The organism is Streptomyces bauhiniae, from assembly GCF_004784475.1.
In the GTDB taxonomy this organism is placed as follows: Bacteria; Actinomycetota; Actinomycetes; order Streptomycetales; family Streptomycetaceae; genus Streptomyces; species Streptomyces seoulensis.
Genome location: NZ_SRRT01000009.1, coordinates 78968 through 97211, shown reverse-complemented (window position 1 = coordinate 97211; position 18244 = coordinate 78968). Strand labels below are relative to the sequence as shown.

At 74.1% G+C, this 18244-nt stretch carries 18 protein-coding genes; 11 read left to right on the top strand and 7 right to left on the bottom strand.

Annotated features, from left to right (window positions below):
- Window positions 1-56: 56 nt before the first annotated feature.
- From E5083_RS27630 to E5083_RS27620, 3 genes are all read left to right on the top strand, one after another.
- Window positions 57-1409 carry a hemolysin family protein gene (locus E5083_RS27630; RefSeq protein WP_135788401.1) on the top strand — a complete coding sequence of 451 codons (1353 nt, stop codon included), beginning with the start codon at window positions 57-59 and terminating at the stop codon, window positions 1407-1409.
- Window positions 1406-2419, top strand: a complete 1014-nt coding sequence (locus E5083_RS27625; protein ID WP_135788400.1) for a hemolysin family protein — start codon at window positions 1406-1408, stop codon at window positions 2417-2419. Before E5083_RS27630 ends, E5083_RS27625 begins: the two co-directional genes overlap by 4 nt.
- Window positions 2420-2487: 68 nt before the next feature.
- Window positions 2488-3288, top strand: coding sequence for an SGNH/GDSL hydrolase family protein (locus E5083_RS27620; RefSeq protein WP_135788399.1), 801 nt, complete (start codon window positions 2488-2490; stop codon window positions 3286-3288).
- 6 nt (window positions 3289-3294) lie between these two features.
- Here the strand turns inward: E5083_RS27620 and E5083_RS27615 are convergent, their stop codons facing one another.
- Window positions 3295-4200, bottom strand: coding sequence for an NAD-dependent protein deacetylase (locus tag E5083_RS27615; protein WP_135788398.1), 906 nt, complete (start codon window positions 4198-4200; stop codon window positions 3295-3297).
- Window positions 4201-4310: 110 nt separating this feature from the next.
- On the opposite strand from E5083_RS27615, the gene purB reads away from it, so the two are divergent.
- Both purB and mug read left to right on the top strand, forming a co-directional pair.
- Complete coding sequence (gene purB / locus E5083_RS27610) at window positions 4311-5753, top strand: adenylosuccinate lyase (protein ID WP_031181915.1); 1443 nt, start codon at window positions 4311-4313, stop codon at window positions 5751-5753.
- A 53-nt stretch (window positions 5754-5806) separates the two neighbouring features.
- Window positions 5807-6295 (top strand): G/U mismatch-specific DNA glycosylase, encoded by a 489-nt coding sequence (mug, locus tag E5083_RS27605; RefSeq protein ID WP_244317671.1) that lies wholly within the window; start codon window positions 5807-5809, stop codon window positions 6293-6295.
- On the opposite strand, the gene E5083_RS27600 is transcribed toward mug, so the two are convergent.
- Genes E5083_RS27600 through E5083_RS27590 form a run of 3 tightly spaced genes read right to left on the bottom strand, consistent with a single transcriptional unit; the run spans window position 6292 to window position 8356 of the window.
- Window positions 6292-6681 (bottom strand): hypothetical protein, encoded by a 390-nt coding sequence (locus tag E5083_RS27600; protein WP_135788397.1) that lies wholly within the window; start codon window positions 6679-6681, stop codon window positions 6292-6294. The two genes, mug and E5083_RS27600, sit on opposite strands and share 4 nt — an antisense overlap.
- Window positions 6682-6731: 50 nt before the next feature.
- Complete coding sequence (locus E5083_RS27595) at window positions 6732-7433, bottom strand: ABC transporter permease subunit (RefSeq protein WP_135788396.1); 702 nt, start codon at window positions 7431-7433, stop codon at window positions 6732-6734.
- 2 nt (window positions 7434-7435) lie between these two features.
- Window positions 7436-8356 (bottom strand): ATP-binding cassette domain-containing protein, encoded by a 921-nt coding sequence (locus tag E5083_RS27590; RefSeq protein WP_135788395.1) that lies wholly within the window; start codon window positions 8354-8356, stop codon window positions 7436-7438.
- A 107-nt stretch (window positions 8357-8463) separates the two neighbouring features.
- Between E5083_RS27590 and E5083_RS27585 the strand changes: the two genes are divergently transcribed.
- From E5083_RS27585 to E5083_RS27575, 3 genes are all read left to right on the top strand, one after another.
- Entirely contained in the window at window positions 8464-9597 is a 1134-nt protein-coding gene (locus tag E5083_RS27585) for a sensor histidine kinase (protein WP_135788394.1), read from the top strand.
- Window positions 9598-9611: 14 nt separating this feature from the next.
- Window positions 9612-10265 (top strand): response regulator transcription factor, encoded by a 654-nt coding sequence (locus E5083_RS27580; RefSeq protein WP_135788393.1) that lies wholly within the window; start codon window positions 9612-9614, stop codon window positions 10263-10265.
- A 77-nt stretch (window positions 10266-10342) separates the two neighbouring features.
- The gene (locus E5083_RS27575; protein WP_135788392.1) at window positions 10343-11494 is read left to right on the top strand and encodes an ROK family transcriptional regulator; all 1152 of its coding nucleotides are present in this window, start codon (window positions 10343-10345) and stop codon (window positions 11492-11494) included.
- A gap of 119 nt (window positions 11495-11613) precedes the next feature.
- Here E5083_RS27575 and E5083_RS27570 read toward each other — a convergent pair whose 3' ends face one another.
- Both E5083_RS27570 and E5083_RS27565 read right to left on the bottom strand, forming a co-directional pair.
- A complete protein-coding gene (locus E5083_RS27570) occupies window positions 11614-12372 on the bottom strand; it encodes a GntR family transcriptional regulator (protein WP_135788391.1) in 759 nt (252 codons plus the stop codon).
- 155 nt (window positions 12373-12527) lie between these two features.
- Window positions 12528-13418: an RNA polymerase sigma-70 factor gene (locus tag E5083_RS27565; RefSeq protein ID WP_135788390.1), complete on the bottom strand. Its 891-nt coding sequence runs from the start codon at window positions 13416-13418 to the stop codon at window positions 12528-12530.
- 148 nt (window positions 13419-13566) lie between these two features.
- Between E5083_RS27565 and E5083_RS27560 the strand changes: the two genes are divergently transcribed.
- The 3 genes from E5083_RS27560 to E5083_RS27550 all read left to right on the top strand — a co-directional run bounded on the left by E5083_RS27560 (window position 13567) and on the right by E5083_RS27550 (window position 16933).
- Complete coding sequence (locus tag E5083_RS27560) at window positions 13567-14340, top strand: alpha/beta fold hydrolase (protein WP_244317670.1); 774 nt, start codon at window positions 13567-13569, stop codon at window positions 14338-14340.
- A 103-nt stretch (window positions 14341-14443) separates the two neighbouring features.
- Window positions 14444-15289 carry an alpha/beta fold hydrolase gene (locus E5083_RS27555; RefSeq protein ID WP_135788389.1) on the top strand — a complete coding sequence of 282 codons (846 nt, stop codon included), beginning with the start codon at window positions 14444-14446 and terminating at the stop codon, window positions 15287-15289.
- A 294-nt stretch (window positions 15290-15583) separates the two neighbouring features.
- Entirely contained in the window at window positions 15584-16933 is a 1350-nt protein-coding gene (locus E5083_RS27550) for a GNAT family N-acetyltransferase (protein ID WP_135788388.1), read from the top strand.
- A 75-nt stretch (window positions 16934-17008) separates the two neighbouring features.
- Here E5083_RS27550 and E5083_RS27545 read toward each other — a convergent pair whose 3' ends face one another.
- Window positions 17009-18199 (bottom strand): trans-sulfuration enzyme family protein, encoded by a 1191-nt coding sequence (locus E5083_RS27545; RefSeq protein WP_135788387.1) that lies wholly within the window; start codon window positions 18197-18199, stop codon window positions 17009-17011.
- Window positions 18200-18244 lie beyond the last annotated feature (45 nt).

Here is an 18244-nt window from a genome sequence, read left to right as displayed (position 1 = left end):
CACCGACATCGCGCGGTCCTCCCCGTCCTGACCGATCCTGGGACGGAGGTGACCCGATGACCGAAGTGCTCCTCCTGCTGGTGGCGATCCTGCTCTCGCTCGCCTGCGGCGCCTTCGTGGCGGCCGAGTTCTCGCTGACCACGGTCGAGCGCGGCGAACTGGAGCGGGCCGCGGCGAACGGCGAGACCGGCGCCCCGGGCGCGCTGAAGGCCGTACGCCAGCTCACCTTCCAGCTCTCCGGCGCGCAGCTCGGCATCACCGTGACCAACCTAGTCGTCGGCATGCTGGCCGAGCCGTCCATCGCGGCGCTGCTCTCGGGGCCGTTCCGGGCGATGGGCCTGTCCGACGCCACCGCCCGCTCGGCCGCGCTGGTGCTGGGCACCGCCCTGTCGACGGTGTTCCTGATGGTCGTCGGCGAACTGGTGCCGAAGAACTGGGCGATCTCCTCGCCGCTGGCCGTGGCCAAGCGGGTGGGCACCCCGCAGCGCTGGTTCAGCCTGGCCTTCCGTCCCTTCATCACCCACCTCAACAACACCGCCAACCGGGTCGTACGCCGCTTCGGCCTGGAGCCCGCCGAGGAACTGGCCTCCGCGCGCGGCCCGCAGGAACTGGTGGCACTCGCCCGGCACTCCGCGAAGGCGGGCGCGCTGGAGCCGGACACCGCCGAGCTGTTCGTCCGCACGCTCAACCTGGCGGATCTGACGGCGGAGAACGTGATGACCCCCCGCGTCCAGGTCGTCGCCCTCGACACCCTCGCCACCTGCGAGGACGTGGCGAACGCGACGCGGGCCACGGGTCTGTCCCGCTTCCCGGTCTACCGGGGCAACCTGGACTCGGTCGTCGGCGTCGCCCACATCAAGGACGTACTGGCGCTGCCCGCCGAGGACCGGCCGGTCCGCTCGGTCACCCAGATCATGCGCGAGCCCCTGCTGGTCCCGGAGTCCCTGACCGTGGACCGCCTGCTGGACCGGCTGTCCGGCCGGCGCACCATGGCCGTCGTCATAGACGAGTACGGCGGCACGGCGGGCGTGGCCACACTGGAGGACATCGTCGAGGAGGTCGTCGGCGAGGTCCGCGACGAGCACGACCCGCACGAGACCCCCGACCTGGCCCCGGCCGGCACCGACGACCAGGGCCGCGCCCTGTACTCGGCGGACGGCGCGGCCCGCACCGACCAGCTGGCGCGGGTGGGCCTCAGGGTGCCCGACGGCCCGTACGAGACGCTGGCCGGGCTGGTCGCCACCGAGCTGGGCCGCATCCCCGAGGTCGGGGACAGCGTGGACGCCGACGGCTGGCGCCTCGACGTGGTGGACGCCTCCGGGCACCGGGCCGCGCGGGTACTGCTGCACGCGCCGGCCGAGGGGCCGCACGGCAGGCACGCCGACGAGTCGACGGGGAGGACGCGATGACCGCCGTACAGATCCTGATCGGTCTGGCGACCCTGGTCGTCAACGCCTTCTTCGTGGGCGCCGAGTTCGCGCTCATCTCGGTGCGCCGCTCGCAGGTGGAGCCACTCGCCCAGGAGGGCGACAAGCGGGCCCGGCGGGTGCTGTGGGGGCTGGAGCACGTGTCGGCGCTGCTGGCGGCCGCGCAGCTCGGCATCACGCTGTGCACGCTGGTCCTCGGTGTGGTCGCGGAGCCGGCCATCGCGCATCTGCTGGAGCCGGTGTTCCACGCGATGGGGGTGCCCTCGGGCGCCGGGCACGCGGTGTCGTTCGTGATCGCGCTGACCCTGGCCACCTATCTGCACATGCTGCTGGGCGAGATGGTGCCGAAGAACATCGCGCTGGCCGAGCCGGTGCGCACCGCGCTGCTGCTCGGCCCGCCGCTGGTGGCGCTGGCCCGCGCGCTGCGCCCGGTGATCTTCACCATCAACGCCTTCGCCAACGGCCTGCTGAAGCTGCTGCGGGTGGAGGCCAAGGACGAGGTGTCCGCGACCTTCACCGACACCGAGCTGGCCGAGATCGTCAAGGACGCCACCGAGGCGGGCCTGATCGACGGCCGGGCGCAGGAGCGCCTGCACGACGCGCTGGAGCTGGGCAGCCGCCCGGTCCGGGACGTGGTGGTGCCGCTGGAGAGCGTGGTCTACACGAGCGTCGGGGTCACCCCGGAGCAACTGGAGCGGCTGTCGGCGGAGTCCGGGTTCTCCCGGTTCCCGGTGGTCGACGTGGGGCGCCGGATCGTGGGCTATCTGCATGTGAAGGACGCGCTGGACGCCTCCCCGCGCGACGTGCCGTTCCGGCTGCGCGACATGCGGCCGATCGCGCGGGTGCGGGAGACCTCCCCGCTGGACGACGTGCTCACCGCGATGCGCGGCAGCCGTACGCATGTGGCGGCGGTGATCGGCGCGGACGGCAAGCTGGCCGGGCTGGTGACCATGGAGGACGTGCTGCGGGAGCTGTTCGGGCAGCCGGCCTGAGGGGGGCGCGGGGCGGGAACGGGGTGACCGACCGGTGGGTATGGCGCCGGGATACCATCGCTGTCGCCATGCAGACGAATTCCACACCTCCCGCGTACACCAGCCTCGTCGCCGTGGGCGACTCCTTCACCGAGGGCATGTCGGACCTGCTGCCGGACGGCTCCTACCGGGGCTGGGCGGACCTGCTCGCGGCCCGGATGGCCGCCCGCACGCCCGGCTTCCGGTACGCCAATCTCGCGGTGCGCGGCAAGCTGATCCAGCAGATCGTGGACGAGCAGGTCCCGCTCGCGGCCGCGATGCGCCCCGACGTGATCACGCTGGTCGGCGGACTGAACGACACCCTGCGCCCCAAGTGCGACATGGTCCGGGTACGGGACCTGCTGACCGAGGCCGTGGAAGGGCTGGCGCCGCACTGCGAGCGGTTGGTGCTGATGCGCAGCCCCGGCCGCCAGGGGCCGGTGCTGGACCGGTTCCGGCCGCGCATGGAGGAGCTGTTCGCCTGCGTGGACGAGCTGGCCGCCAAGCACGACGCGGTGGTGGTCGACCTGTACGGGGCGCCCTCGCTGGGCGACCCGCGCCTGTGGGACGTGGACCGGCTGCACCTCACCCACGAGGGGCACCGCCGGGTGGCGGAGGCGGTCTGGCAGGAGCTGGGCCACGACGCGGAGGACGCCGAGTGGCGCACCCCCATGGCCGCCACCCCGCCGCCCGGCTGGCGGGCCCGCCGGGTCGCCGACGTCCGGTTCACCCGGCAGTACCTGCTCCCCTGGATAGCCCGCCGCCTCACCGGCCGCTCCTCCGGCGACGGCCTCCCGGCCAAGCGCCCGGACCTCCTGCCGTACGAGCTGACGCACGAGGACCCGGCGTAGCACCGGTCACCCCACGCGGGAGTCGGCGCCCTCCAGAGGAACGCCCAGCCGTCCGGCGACGGTGGTGAGGGCCGGGCCCAGCGGAAGGGCGACCCGGGCTCGGGCGTGGACGTCGCCCCGGGTGGGGGCCAGGTTGACGACGAGCACCGGTTTCCCGGCCTCGGCCGCCTGGCGGACGAAGCGGAGCCCGGACATGACCGTCAGCGAGGAGCCCAGGACCAGCAGCGTGGCCGCCTCGCGGACCAGGGCGCGGCAGTGTGCGACCCGGGCGGGCGGGACGGCCTCGCCGAAGAAGACCACGTCCGGTTTGAGGATGCCGCCGCAGACCGCACAGGGCACCACGCGGAAGTCGCCGACCTGGTCGTCGGTGAGGTCGGCGTCGCCGTCCGGGTTGATCCCGGCGGCCACCGGGTCGAATCCGGGGTTCGCCTCCTCCAGGCGCGCGGCGAGGACGCGGCGGGCGCTGACGTCGCCGCAGGAGAGGCAGACGACGCGGTCGAGGCTGCCGTGGAGTTCCACGACGTCCTCGCTGCCGGCCGCCTGGTGCAGGCCGTCCACGTTCTGGGTGATCACGCCGGAGAGCAGGCCGTGCCGTCCGAACGCGGCCACCGCCCGGTGCCCGGCGTTGGGGCGGGCCCGGCCGAAGGTGCGCCAGCCCAGGTGGCTGCGGGCCCAGTACCGGCGCCGCGCCTGGGCCCCGCCGGTGAAGTCCTGGTAGGTCATCGGGGTGTGCCGGCTCAGGCTGCCGCCCTCGCCCCGGTAGTCGGGGATGCCGGACTCGGTGGAGATGCCCGCCCCGCTGAGTACGAGCACTCCGCCCGCGCCCAGCGCCTCGGCGACCGGCTCCGGGTCGGTGATGCCCGGCGGCAGATCTCCGCTCGGGGTCCAGCTCAACGTAGGACGCATGCGCATACTGCAAGAGTAGGGAACCCGCCCCCGGTACCCCCGCTGCCCGCCTTGTAGCTTCCTCCGAGCGACCCCACGGCGCTGGCCTGCACGAATCGCCAGTACACTCGGTGCACGTGACTTCAGCGCCCGCCAAGCCCCGCATCCCCAACGTCCTCGCCGGACGGTACGCCTCCGCCGAGCTCGCCACGCTCTGGTCGCCCGAGCAGAAGGTGAGGCTGGAGCGGCAGCTCTGGCTCGCCGTGCTGCGCGCCCAGAAGGACCTGGGCATCGAGGTGCCGGACGAGGCGATCGCCGACTACGAGCGGGTCCTCGACACCGTGGACCTGGCCTCCATCGCCGAGCGCGAGAAGGTCACCCGGCACGACGTGAAGGCGCGGATCGAGGAGTTCAACGACCTCGCCGGGCACGAGCACGTGCACAAGGGCATGACCTCGCGCGACCTCACCGAGAACGTCGAGCAGCTGCAGATCCGGCTCTCCCTGGAGCTGGTCCGCGACCGCACGGTGGCCGTGCTGGCCCGCCTCGGCCGGCTGTCCGGCGAGTACGCCGAGCTGGTCATGGCCGGGCGCTCGCACAACGTGGCCGCGCAGGCCACCACCCTGGGCAAGCGCTTCGCCACCGCCGCCGACGAGCTGCTGGTGGCCTACGGCCGGGTCGACGAGCTGCTGGGCCGCTACCCGCTGCGCGGCATCAAGGGCCCGGTCGGCACCGCGCAGGACATGCTGGACCTGCTGGGCGGGGACGCGGCCAAGCTGGCCGAGCTGGAGCAGCGCATCGCCCACCACCTGGGCTTCGGCCAGGCGTTCACCTCGGTCGGCCAGGTCTACCCGCGCTCGCTGGACTACGAGGTCGTCACCGCGCTGGTACAGCTGGCGGCGGCGCCCTCCTCGCTGGCCAAGACGGTCCGGCTGATGGCCGGGCACGAGCTGGTCACCGAGGGCTTCAAGCCCGGCCAGGTCGGCTCGTCCGCGATGCCGCACAAGATGAACACCCGCTCCTGCGAACGCGTCAACGGCCTGATGGTGATCCTGCGCGGCTACGCCTCGATGACCGGCGAGCTGGCGGGCGACCAGTGGAACGAGGGCGACGTGTCCTGCTCGGTGGTGCGCCGGGTCGCGCTGCCGGACGCGTTCTTCGCGCTGGACGGCCTGCTGGAGACGTTCCTGACCGTGCTGGACGAGTTCGGCGCCTTCCCGGCCGTCGTCGCCCGCGAGCTGGACCGCTACCTGCCGTTCCTCGCCACCACCAAGGTGCTGATGGGCGCGGTGCGCGCGGGCGTGGGCCGCGAGGTCGCGCACGAGGCGATCAAGGAGAACGCGGTGGCGACCGCCCTCGCCATGCGCGAGCAGGGCGCCGAGCGCAACGACCTGCTGGACAAGCTCGCCGCCGACGACCGGCTGCCGCTGGACCGCGAGCAGCTGGCCGCGCTGATGGCCGACAAGCTGTCCTTCACCGGCGCGGCCGCCGACCAGGTCGGGGTGGTCGTGGGCCGGATCGAGGAGATCGCCAAGCAGCGCCCGGAGGCGGCCGGTTACACCCCCGGAGCGATCCTCTGACCTCCTTCAGCCAGGCGGAACTGGAGGCCGCCCGCGACCGTCTCGTCCCCGACGTGCTCGCGGACGGCCTCCATGTCCTGTTCTGCGGCATCAATCCGGGCCTGATGTCGGCGGCCACCGGCCACCACTTCGCCCGCCCCGGCAACCGCTTCTGGCCGGTGCTGCACCGCTCCGGCTTCACCCCGCGCCAACTGAGGCCCGCCGAGGAGCGCGAGCTGCTCTCCTACGGCCTCGGCATCACCAACGTGGTGGCCAGGGCGTCGGCCCGCGCGGACGAGCTGTCGCCCGAGGAGTACATCGAGGGCGGCCGGGTGCTGGCCGCCAAGGTAGAGCGGTACGCGCCCCGCTGGCTGGCCGTGGTCGGCGTGACCGCGTACCGGGCCGCCTTCGGCGACCGCAAGGCCCAAGTGGGCCCGCAGGAGCGCACGTTCGGCGCCACCCGCGTCTGGGTGCTGCCCAACCCGAGCGGCCTGAACGCCCACTGGACGGCGGCGGGCATGGCGGAGGAGTTCGGCCGGCTACGCGAGGCGGCCGCCGACTAGGGCGGGGCCGTGCGGGTCACCGTGGCGAGGAGGCGTGTCTCGTCGGACTCGTCCCTGTCGGCCACCCCCACCGCCAGCCACACGCCCTCCGCCTGCCAGACGTCGAGTTCGTCGGTGCGCAGGCAGAGGGTGGCCCAGGGCTCGGGTATCTCCTCGCCGCGGGCGAGGCGGAGGCGGAGGGTGAGCTGGCCCCAGGGGGGTGTTTCGCCCCAGCGGGCGCCGAGGTGCTGTGCTATCGCCTCGCGCAGGGCGTGGACGTCGTCCGCAGCCGGTGCCGGCCCGTGGCCGGGCTCCAGTTCCACGGTGTGGTGACCGGCCCCGCCCGCCGGGAGGTCCCGCGCGCGGAGCCGGTCGATGGCGGCGAGGTGCCGTGCGACGACGTCCATGTGTTCCAGTAAAGCCGCCGCCACTGACAATTGGCGGGGCGTCAGGCGCGTCAGGCGTCCCGCCGCCGCACGCACCAGGCGCCCGCGCCCAGTGCCGCCCCCGCCCACAGCGCGGTCACCGCGAGCCCCGACCAGGGGCCGAGCGGGCCCTCCGGGGCGCTGTGCAGGGCGAGTTGGCCCGCCCGGTCGGGCAGGTAGTCGGCGGCGCCGGAGGCGAGGTCTCCGACCACGAAGGACACGATCAGCAGGAACGGGATCAGCAGCCCGAGCGTGCCGACCCCGCTGCGCAGCACGGCCGCGAGTCCGGCGGCGAACAGGGCCATCAGCGTCAGGTACAGCGCGCAGCCGACCGCCCCGCGCAGCCCCTCCGCCCAGGTGAGCCCCGCCGTCGTCCTGCCCACCGCGAGCGTGACCAGACCGGTCGGCAGCCCCACCGCGAGCACCGGCAGCGCGACGGCGACGGCCTTCGCGGCGAACCACCGCGTCCGGTCCGGCACCGCGGCGAGCGTCAGCCGCAGCGCACCGCCCCGGTACTCGCCGGACACCGCCAGCGCGCCGAAGACCACGGCGGCGACCTGGCCGAGGCTTACGCCGGAGAACACCGCGTACAGCGGGTCGGACCGGTCGGCCTGGGCGGCGGTGACCGCCGAGAAGGCCACCGTGACGACGAGCACCGCCGCCAGCGCGCCGAGCAGCGACCGCAGCGTCCGGATCTTGATCCACTCGGCGTGCAGTACGGGAACGAACGGCATGGTCAGACCTCCTGCGGCTGTGCGGTGAACTCGGCCTCGCCGGCCGTCAGATCGAGGTACGCCTCCTCCAAGCTCGCCTCCTGAAGCGCGAGTTCGAGCACCGGCAGCCCCTCCTCGGCCAGCAGCCGCCCGAGTTCCTCCACGCGTGCGTGCCGCACGGTCCAGGTGGCGTCCGCCGTCCGCTCCCCCGCGTACCCGTGCCGGGCGAGGAGCGCCCCGAGCGTGTCGGCGTCGGTGCTGCGGACCCGGACCCGGGGGCGCACGCGGGCGTCGATGAAGTCCCGTACCGGGGTGTCGGCGAGGAGGCGGCCCCGGCCGAGGACCACGAGGTGGTCCGCGAAGGCGGCCGTCTCCCCCATCAGATGGCTGGAGACCAGGACCGTACGGCCTTCCGCCGCCAGCCCGCGCAGGAGCGTGCGGACCCAGACGATGCCCTCGGGGTCGAGGCCGTTGGCGGGTTCGTCGAGCAGGATCACCTCGGGGTCGCCGAGCAGCGCGGCGGCGATGCCGAGACGCTGGCGCATGCCGAGGGAGAAGGTGCGCACCCGGCGCCGGGCCACGGAGGCGAGGCCGGTGCGCTCCAGCACCTCGCCGACGCGGGTGGCGGGGAGGCGGTTGCTCACGGCGAGGGCCAGCAGGTGGTCGTGGGCGGTGCGGGAGCCGTGGGCGGCGCGGGCGTCCAGCAGGGCACCCACCCGGCGCAGCGGGTCACGGAGTTGGGCATAGGGGCGGCCGTCGAGGGTGGCGGTGCCGGAGGTGGGGCGGTCCAGGCCCAGGACGAGGCGCATGGTGGTGGACTTGCCGGCGCCGTTGGGGCCGAGGAAGCCGGTCACCTGGCCGGGGCGGACGGTGAGGGTCAGGCGGTCGACGGCGCGTCTGCCGCCGTACTCCTTGGTGAGGTCGCGGAGTTCGATGCTGGTCATGGCACGAGCCTCGCCGGGCGGGCGGCCGTGCGCCTCCCCCGCGAGCGGGGACCCGCTCCCCCGTGCGGGGGAGGCCGCTCGCGGGGCGCGGCTGTCAGGATGGCCGCATGGTCCGCTTCCTGCGCCCGCTGCTGCGCGGGACGACGTACACGCGGCTGCTGCATCTGTGGCTGCCCATGCTGAGCGTGGCGTTCTGGATGTTCATCGACCCGCGCACCCCGTGGGCGCCCGCCCTGTTCCTCGTTCCCCTCGCGCTGATCCCGGCCGTGCGGCGGGGCGAGGGCGTGCAGGCGCGGCTGCTGCTGACGCCCGGCGAGGCGGAGCCCGGCATCTCCGAGGAACCCGCGCGGAGTTGGCGGGACCGGGGGCGCACGCTGCTCTGGCTGGAGCTGCGGATGCTGCTCGGCGCGGTCGCCATGTTCGCCACGGTGCGGCTGCCGATCCTCGCCTTCGAGCTGGCGACGGGCGCGTGGGGACTGCCGCCGTCGTTCGCCCCGCACCGGGCGTACGCCCTGCTGGCCCCGCTCCCCCTGCTCGCGCTGTACGGCGTGGTGCTCGGTCTGGGCGCGCTGGTCACCCGGTGTGCGCGCCGCCTGCTCGGGCCGTCGGCGGCCGAACGGCTGGCCGCGCTGGAGGAGCGGACCGAGCAGCTCCTCGAACGCACCCGGATCGCACGGGAGTTGCACGACTCGATCGGGCACGCGCTGACCGTCGCGGTGGTGCAGGCGGGGGCCGCGCGGGCGGCCGGGGACCCGGAGTTCACCGGGCGGGCGCTGAGCGCCATCGAGGAGACGGGCCGGGCCGCGCTGGAGGACCTGGAGCGGGTGCTCGGGGTGCTGCGCGAGGCGGAGCGGCCGGCGAGCGCCCGCCCGACGCTGGCGGACGCGGACCGCCTGCTGGAGTCGGCGCGGGCCTCCGGCGCGGAGGTCGACTTCCGGGCGACCGGCGCGGTGGAGTCCCTGCCCGGCCCGGTGTCCCGCGAGGGCTACCGCATCCTCCAGGAGGCCCTGACCAACGTCCTGCGGCACGCGGGCGCGGTGCCGGTACGGGTACGGGTGACGGCCGGGGGACGCCAACTCGCCCTGGAGATAAGCAATCCGCTCCCGGCGGGACTGCCCAGGAGCAACGGCGGCAGCGGCCTGCGCGGCATACGCGAGCGCGCCGCCCTCCTCGGCGGCAGCGCCCACACCGGGCCCGAAGCGGATGCCTGGCTCGTACGCGCCGAGCTGCCACTCAGCTGATCTACGCTGGCCGGATGCCGGTCACCGTACTCCTCGTCGACGACGAACCCCTGGTCCGTGCCGGGCTGCGGGCCGTGCTGGCGGCGCAGCCCGACATCGAGGTGGTCGGGGAGGCGGCCGACGGGGCCGCCGTGATCCCGCTGGTGCGGAGTCTGCGGCCGGACGTGGTGGCGATGGACGTCCGGATGCCGCTGCTGGACGGCATCGAGGCGACCCGCGCGGTACTGCGCACGGTGGACGGTCCGCCGAAGATCCTGGTGGTCACCACCTTCGAGGACGACGAGTACGTCTACGAGGCGCTGCGCGCGGGCGCGGACGGGTTCCTGCTGAAGCGGTCCCGCCCGGAGGAGATTGTCCACGCGGTACGGCTGGTCGCGGCGGGCGACTCGCTGCTGTTCCCGGCGTCGGTACGGCAGTTGGCGGCCCGGTACGGCACCGGACGGGCGGATACCGAGCCGCTGGCGGGGGCCCGGCTGACCGAGCGGGAGGCGGAGGTGCTGCGGCTGATGGCGCGGGGGCTGACCAACGCGGAGATCGCCGCCGGGCTGGTCGTCGGGGCGGAAACGGTGAAGTCGCATGTGAGCGCCGTACTGGCCAAGTTGGGCGCGCGGGACCGTACCCAGGCGGTGATCGCCGCCTACGAGTCGGGGTTCGTCGCGCCCCGGTGACCGCCCGGCCCTCGCCGGGGTGGTCCGGGCCGAGTACGATCCGCCCCACACACGCCCGCGAGCTGGGAGGACGGACCGTGGGGCAGTTGACCGGTGGCGATCCCTCGCTGCTGCGGAGGATCAACTCCGCGGTGGTGCTGCGCGCGCTGCGCGACACCGACTGCGCGACGCTCACGGAGATCACCCGGGCCACCGGGCTGTCCCGGCCGACCGTCGAGGGGGTCGTGGAGGGCCTGGCCGAGGCGGGACTGGTGGTGGAGCGCGCGGCCGAGGAGGGCACCGCCCGCCGTCAGGGACGGCCCGCGCGCCGGTTCCGGTTCCGGGCCGAGGCGGGGCATCTGCTGGGGCTGGAGATCGGCGCGCACCGGGTGGTCGCGGTCGTCTCCGACCTGGACGGGCGGGTACTGGGCACGCAGACCCGGGACGTGGACGAGAAGGCACCGGCCGACGAGCGGCTGGAGCGGCTGCGCGGCACGGTCGCCGAGCTGCTGCGCCGTACCGGCGTCCCGCGGGGCTCGCTGCGCGCGGTGGGCGTCGGCACTCCGGGCATCGTGGAGGCCGACGGAACGGTTCGCCTGGGCACCGCGCTGCCCCAGTGGACCGGGCTCCACCTGGGCGAGCGGCTCAGCCGTTCCTTCCGGTGCCCGGTGCTGGTGGAGAACGACGCCAACGTGGCCGCCGTGGCCGAGCACTGGCAGGGCGCCGCGAAGGACACCGACGACGTGGTGTTCGTGCTGGCCGGCTTGAGTCCGGGCGCGGGCTCGCTGATCGGCGGCCGGCTGCACCGGGGGCACGGCGGGGCGGCCGGGGAGATCGGCGCGCTGCATCTGCTGGGCCGGGAGGCGACCCCGGAGGCCCTGCTGTCCACCACGGACGAGCCGCTGCCGCCCCTGGACGAGCAGGCGGTCACCGAGGTCTTCGCGCTGGCCCGGGAGGGCGACGGCTCGGCGCGGGCGGCGGTGGAACGGTTCATCCAGCGGCTGGTGCACGACGTGGCCGCGCTGGTGCTGGCGCTCGACCCGGAGCTGGTGGTGGTCGGCGGCTGGGCGGCCGGCCTGGACGGCGTCCTCGACCCCCTCCGCCGCGAACTCGCCCGCTACTGCCTGCGTCCCCCGGCCGTGGCCCTGTCCCTGCTGGGCGAGGCCGTGGTGGCCACGGGCGCGCTGCGGCTGGCGCTGGACCATGTGGAACGGCAGTTGTTCGCGGTCGAGGGGGCCGTGGGGGCGTGAGCCGCCGACGCCGCCGGCCCTGGGGGATTCGGGGGTCGGCGGGAGGGGCGTGCGGCCCACATGCCGCCGCGCCCCGGTGGGACACCGGGGCGCGGCGGGATGGTGCGGTGCTGCCGCTCTCAGGAGGCGCGGCGCTCCGGGTCGTGGTGTATCTCCACGTCCGGGGTGTCGCCGAAGGTGAGGCGGCAGGTGTCGGCGCGGTAGGTGGCCACGCCGAGCGCGGCGGTGCGGCCCTGGGCCGTGAACCGGGTGGTGACGACGAGGACGGGCGAGCCGGGCAGCCGGTCGAGTTCCTTGGCGTCCTCCGCGCCCGCCGAGCCCAGCTCCACCGCGCGGTCCTGGCCGTCGAGTTCGAGCCGCTGGAGTTCGCGCAGCACCGCACGGGCGCGGGCCGGTCCGGAGGGCGTGTCGATCGCGCTCAGGTCGGGCACCGAGGCGGCCGGGATGTACAGCAGCTCGGTGGCGACGCGCCGGCCCTGCGACATCCGGAACCGGCGGACGAGGTGCACCTCGTCGGTACCGGTGTCCAGGGCGGCGGCGACCGGGGCGGGCGGTACGGCCCGCTCGCAGTCCATCGGCTGCCAGGCGTCGTCACCGGTGCCGGGCCAGGTCTGCCGCCCGGTGCCGAGGGCGACGCCGACGCGCGGCGGCGCGACGGTCGTACCGACACCACGGCGGCGCTGCAGCCGTCCCTCCAGCTCGAGTTGCTCCAGCGCCTGCCGGAGCGTGGCGCGGGCGACGCCGAAGCGGGCGGCGAGATCGCGCTCGTTCGGCAGGATCTCGCCCACCGAGAACTCGGAGTCCAGTGCCTCGCTCAGTACGGTCTTGAGGTGCAAGTACTTCGGCTCCGGCACCGTTTCCAGTTGCGTGGTCCCCACCCTGTCCTCCGCAAGTGCCGTGCTCCGGCGGTTTTGGCGCCCTTGTTTATTAAAGGTTGTTGCAGTTCTTTGCGACCATAGGGCGGCCCTGATGCTTGGTCAAGACCAATTGTCCCATCCCTGCCCACTCGCCCGGTGCCCTGGTGACCGAGCGTTCACATGGAGTTCGTGAGGACGCGCAGCTTGTCGGGGTTGCGGATGATGTAGACGGCACTGATCGCGCCGTCGGTGATGCCGAGCTGGAACAGGGTGTCCGGCCGGCCCTCGGACAGCACGAGCACCGCGACACCGCCGTTGACCTCGATGAACCGGTGGGTCATGCCGGGCAGCAGGTTCTTCGAGGCGACCCCGGCCAGGAAGCGCCCCACCTTGTCGGCGCTGAACAGCACCCGCACCGGAGCCTTGGCCTTGCCGCCGCTGTCGCCGACCAGACGGGCGTCGGGAGCGAGCAAGGACATCAGCCCGTCGAGGTCACCCTCCGTGGCCGCCGCGAGGAACCGCTCGGTCAGCTTCCGGCGCTGGGCGGGGTCCACGTCGTAGCGCGGCCGGCGCTCCTCCACGTGTCTGCGGGCCCGCGCGGCCAACTGCCGAACGGCGGGCTCGCCCCGGTCCAGCAGCTCCGCGATCTCGGCGTACGGATACCCGAACGCCTCCCGCAGCACGAACACCGCGCGCTCCAGCGGGGACAGCGACTCCAGGACGACAAGGACGGCCACGGAGACGGAGTCGGCGAGCAGCGCCCGGTCAGCGGTGTCCGGGACGGTGTCGCCGAAGTCGGTGGTGTAGGGCTCGGGCAGCCAGGGCCCGACGTAGGCCTCGCCGCGCGACTTGACCTGGCGGAGCCGGTCAAGCGCCAGCCGGGTGGTGACACGGACCAGGTAGGCGCGGGGTTCGCGGACCTCGGCGCGATCGGCGCGGGACCAGCGCAGCCAGGCGTCCTGCACCACGTCCTCGGCGTCCGCGACGCGGCCCAGCATGCGGTAGGCGACGCCGGTCAGCAGCGGCCGGTTCTCTTCGAAGACATCGATCGCGGTCTCGGTCGTCACGGTCTCCATCCCATCCCGTCGCACCCGCCGGTGTCCAGACGAATTCGGTCGTTCCTGGCGCGTTGTGGAGCCCGGCGGGGCGGCACCGGGCGGGTAGGCAGAAGGTTTGAGATCATCCGCTCGTACGCCGTCGATCAGGGGGAATGCCGTGAGCGTCCGGGACGCCGTCGTCACCGCCACAGGTGACCGCATCCGCTGGGTGGAGCTGCCGGGAAGCGACGCCCCCCGGGTCTACCTGCACGGTCTCGGTGCCACGGCGGCCGCCTACTTCGCCGAGGCGGCCACCCATCCGCTGATCGCCGGGCACCGCACGCTCCTGGTCGACCTGCTGGGGCACGGGCTGAGCGACCGGCCGCGGGACTTCGACTACAGCCTCGAAGCGCACGCCGGGGCACTGGCCACCGCGCTGACCGACGCCGGGGTGACGGGGGCCGAGGTGATCGCGCACAGCATGGGCGGTGCCGTCGCGATCGTACTGGCGGACCGGCACCCGGAGCTGGTGTCCCGGCTGGTGCTGGTCGACGCCGACCTCGACCCGGTCGAGCCCGCCAGGGGCGCGCTCGGCAGCGGCGGTATCGCGGCCTTCTCCGAGGCGGAGTTCGTGGACAGCGGCTGGGCGGAGGTCCGGGACCGGGCCGGCGCGCTGTGGTGGGCCACCATGCGGCTGACCGACCGTACGGCCCTGCACCGCAGCGCCAGGGGGCTGGCCCGGGGCACGGTCCCGACCGTGCGGGAGCTGCTGACGCACGCGGAGATTCCGCGTACCTTCCTCCACCCCGAGGCCGACGGGCCGCTGCCCGGCGAGGACGCGCTGCGGGAGGCGGGGGTGTCCGTGGTCGCGGTGGCGGACTGCGGGCACAACATCATGCTGGACGCCCCGGAAGCCTTCGCCAGCCTGGTCGCTGCGGCGCTGGCGGCCTGAAACCGGCGGAGTTCCGCGACACGACGCGAAGGGCTACCCGCCGGTAGCAATTGCTGACAAGCTGTCTACGGCGTCCGTCAGCAGCCGTACCGAGGAGCTTCGTATGTCCGCCACCGTCTCCTTCAAGGTTCCCGCCCCGGCCGGGACGAGGGATGTGACCGTCTCGTACCAGCGGGTCGGGCGGGGTGATCCGCTGGTGCTGCTGCACGGCATCGGGCACCACCGGCAGGCGTGGGACCCGGTGGTGGACATCCTGGCGACCGAGCGCGAGGTGATCGCCGTGGACCTGCCCGGCTTCGGCGCCTCGCCGGACCTGCCGGACGGGCTCGCCCACGATCTGCCGACGATCAACTCCGTCCTGGGCGCGCTGTTCGAGGCGCTGGACCTGGACCGCCCGCACGTGGCCGGGAACTCCCTGGGCGGGCTGCTCGCGCTGGAGCTGGGCCGGGAGAAGTCCGTACGGTCCGTCACCGCGCTGGCCCCGGCCGGGTTCTGGACCGAGGCCGAGCGGCGGTACGCCTTCGGGGTGCTGCTCACCATGCGCGGGCTGGCCCAGCGGCTGCCGCTGGGTGTGGTGGAGCGGATGTCCCGTAGCGCGGTCGGCCGCACCGCGCTGACCAGCACCATCTACCGTCGGCCCGCGCGCCGGGCCCCGGAGGCGGTGGTCGCGGAGACGCTGGCGCTCGCCGGGGCCACCGCGTTCGAGGCGACCCTGCACACCGGGACCACGGTGCGGTTCACCGACCCGGTAGCGGGCGTTCCGGTCACCGTGGCCTGGGGCGCGCACGACCGGATTCTGCTGCGCCGCCAAGGGGTGCGGGCCAAGCGGATCATCCCGCACGCCCGGCTGGTCCGGCTGCCCGGCTGCGGGCACGTCCCGATGAACGACGACCCGGCGCTCGTCGCCCGCGTCATCCTCGACGGCAGCAGCCGCGCGGCCGGGGTCTGACGTCCCGTACTCTCGAAGGCGTGTCGCGCACCGGCGTCATCCCCCGGAGCGCGGCACGCCAACTGCCGTGCTGAGCAGTGGCTTTGACGGGGCGTCCGCTGGTGGTAGAAAGTGCGACGAACTCGGGCACAACGATGCTTTACCCATCGGTCACAGGGCGTTCGTGATCACGCAACACCATTCCTGCACAGTGGCCGCATGACTGCGGACCTCTCTCGGACGAACCAGCAATCGACCCGGACATCGGCGCGGAAATCGACGCCGAGCGCGCTCCGGACCCGGCACGGGCGTCCCGTGCACCACTGGCGGCGCGACCTCGTCGAACTCGCGGCCCTGTTCACGGCCGTCGCGGTGGCCGACGCCGTGGCGAACCTGATCGGGCACGGCCCCGACGGGCCCGCACTGCTGATGATCTCGGCGCTCACGCTGGCCGCGACGGCCGGCTTCCACACCTGGTGGGCCCGGCGCCATGTGCACGCACCGCCCACCGGTGAGGCAGGCGATACCGGCGCCCGGCCGAGCGCGTCCGCGCACCCGGCCGGGCCGTCCGCGCAAGAAGGCCCCGGCGCCCTGTGGCGGATGCGGACGACCGTACGGGACGAACCCGGCTCGCTGGCTGCGCTCTGCACGGCGCTGGCCACGCACCGGGTCGACATCCTGAGCCTCCAGACGCATCCGCTGGCCGACGGCACGGTGGACGAGTTCCTGCTGCGGGCCCCGGACTCCCTGGCCGCCGCCGAGCTGACCCGTGTCATCGCGGAGTCGGGCGGCAGCTCCACCTGGATCGAGCGGGCCGACGCCCATGATCTGGTCGACGCCCCCACCCGCGTCCTCGGCCTCGCCACCCGCACCGCGCTGGACGCGGCCGAACTCCCGCTGGCGTTGCGTCAGTTGCTCGGCCGGTGCACGATCCGTTCGGTGCCCGCCGGTACGGGTGGCGAACCGGTGCCCGCCGAAGGGGTGCTGGAGGACACCGTGCTGCGGCTGCGGGCGCCGGGCGGCGGTGTACTGAGCGTGGAGCGGCCGTATCTGCCGTTCACCCCGACCGAGTTCGCGCGGGCGCGGGCGCTGGTGGAGCTGGACAGCCGCCTCGGCCCGCGCATCCCGCGCGCGCACGACGTGCTGACGCTGCCCGAGGGCAACGCGATCACCGTGCGCCGGGTGGACACCGGTGACCTGGACGCGGCGCGGGCGATGCACGAGCGGTGCTCGGACCGCACCCTGGACCTGCGCTACCACGGGCCCGTGCGCGACGCCGACCGCTATCTGAACCACCTGCTCAGCCCGCGCTTCGGCCGCACCCTGGCCGCGCAGACCGCCTCCGGTCGCGTGGTCGGCCTCGGTCATCTGCTGTGGGACGGCGAGGAGACCGAGGTCGCCCTGCTGGTGGAGGACGACTGGCAGCGGCGCGGTGTCGGCGCCGAGCTGCTGGAGCGGCTGGTGCGGATGGCGGTCGAGGCGGGCTGCGCGAGCGTGTACGCGGTGACCCGCTCGGCCAACACCGGGATGGTCGCGGCGATGCGCGGACTCGGGCTGCCCCTGGACTACCAGGTCGAGGAGGGCACCCTCGTGATCACCGCCCGGCTGGCCCCGGCCCGCTCCCGCATCGCGGAGAAGAGCGACGGCGAGCAGCTCCGGCTCTGACCTCCCGGTACGGCGGACGGCCCGGCGGTGACCAGCCGCCGGGCCGTCTTCATGGCAACTCCCTGTTTCAGTACCTCAGTTGACGGCCTCGTGCAGTGGCACCGGCGCCGGGACCCGCTCCCCCAGCGCACCGGACAGGTCGGCCCACAGGTCCTCGGTGTCCTCCAGGCCGACCGAGAGCCGCAGCAGCCGGTCGCCCACCCCGGCGCCGTGCCGGTCGGCGGTGTCCACGATGCGGTGGCTGATGGACGCCGGGTGCTGGATGAGGGTGTCGACGCTGCCCAGGCTGACCGCCGGGGTGATCAGCCGGACGCGGGCGATCACCTCGTGCGGGTCGCCGTGCACCTCAAAAGCGATCATGGCGCCGCCCAGCTTCGGGTAGTGGACGCGGGCCACGCGCGGGTCGGCGGCGAGCCTGCGGGCCAGTTCGGCGGCGGTCGCGGAGGCCGCGCGGACCCGGACCGGCAGCGTGGCGAGGCCGCGCAGCAGCAGATAGCCGGCCAGCGGATGCAGCACCCCGCCGGTGGCGAACCGTATCCGCCGCAGTTGCCCGGCGAACTCCTCGTCGCAGGCCACCACTCCGGCCATCACGTCGCCGTGCCCGCCGAGGTACTTGGTGGCGCTGTGCAGCACCAGCCGCGCGCCGTGCTCGGCGGGGCGCTGCAGCACGGGCGTGGCGAAGGTGTTGTCGACGAGCAGCGGTACGGTCCCGCAGGAGTGGGCGACGGCCCGGATGTCGACCTCGGCGAGGGTGGGGTTGGCCGGGGTCTCGACCAGTACCAGACCGGTGTCGGGGCGCAGCGCGTCCGCGATCCCGGCCGGGTCGGTCCAGGTGACCTCGGTGCCCAGCAGCCCGGCGGTCAGCAGGTGGTCGCTGCATCCGTACAGCGGCCGGACCGCGACCACATGGCGCAGACCGGCGGCCGACCGGGCGAGCAGCACGGCGCTGAGCGCGGCCATGCCGCTGGCGAACGCGACGGCGGACCCGGTGCCTTCGAGGCGGGCGAGGCCGGTCTCGAAGCGGGCCACGGTCGGGTTGCCGAGCCGGGCGTAGACGGGCGGTCCCTCGGGGAGGATGCCCTCGGCCGCGAAGGCGTCGATGCGGGCGGCCTCGTCCCGGCTGTCGTGGGAGGGGTAGGTGGTGGAGAGGTCGATGGGCGGGGTGTGCAGGCCCTGTGCGGTCAGGTCCTCCCGGCCGGCGTGCACGGCCTCGGTGGCCAGTGCCCTGCGTACGGTGTCGGCGGCGCCGTTGCTGCTCGATTCCATGCCCGAAGGGTGAACACCGGACGGGTTCAGGGGGCGGACACCCGT

Coding starts and splice junctions, on each gene's coding strand:
- E5083_RS27630 (WP_135788401.1), top strand. CDS start 57: ATGACCGAAGTGCTCCTCCTGCTGGTGGCGATCCTGCTCTCGCTCGCC.
- E5083_RS27625 (WP_135788400.1), top strand. CDS start 1,406: ATGACCGCCGTACAGATCCTGATCGGTCTGGCGACCCTGGTCGTCAAC.
- E5083_RS27620 (WP_135788399.1), top strand. CDS start 2,488: ATGCAGACGAATTCCACACCTCCCGCGTACACCAGCCTCGTCGCCGTG.
- E5083_RS27615 (WP_135788398.1), bottom strand. CDS start 4,200: ATGCGCATGCGTCCTACGTTGAGCTGGACCCCGAGCGGAGATCTGCCG.
- E5083_RS27600 (WP_135788397.1), bottom strand. CDS start 6,681: ATGGACGTCGTCGCACGGCACCTCGCCGCCATCGACCGGCTCCGCGCG.
- E5083_RS27595 (WP_135788396.1), bottom strand. CDS start 7,433: ATGCCGTTCGTTCCCGTACTGCACGCCGAGTGGATCAAGATCCGGACG.
- E5083_RS27590 (WP_135788395.1), bottom strand. CDS start 8,356: ATGACCAGCATCGAACTCCGCGACCTCACCAAGGAGTACGGCGGCAGA.
- E5083_RS27585 (WP_135788394.1), top strand. CDS start 8,464: ATGGTCCGCTTCCTGCGCCCGCTGCTGCGCGGGACGACGTACACGCGG.
- E5083_RS27580 (WP_135788393.1), top strand. CDS start 9,612: ATGCCGGTCACCGTACTCCTCGTCGACGACGAACCCCTGGTCCGTGCC.
- E5083_RS27555 (WP_135788389.1), top strand. CDS start 14,444: ATGTCCGCCACCGTCTCCTTCAAGGTTCCCGCCCCGGCCGGGACGAGG.
- E5083_RS27545 (WP_135788387.1), bottom strand. CDS start 18,199: ATGGAATCGAGCAGCAACGGCGCCGCCGACACCGTACGCAGGGCACTG.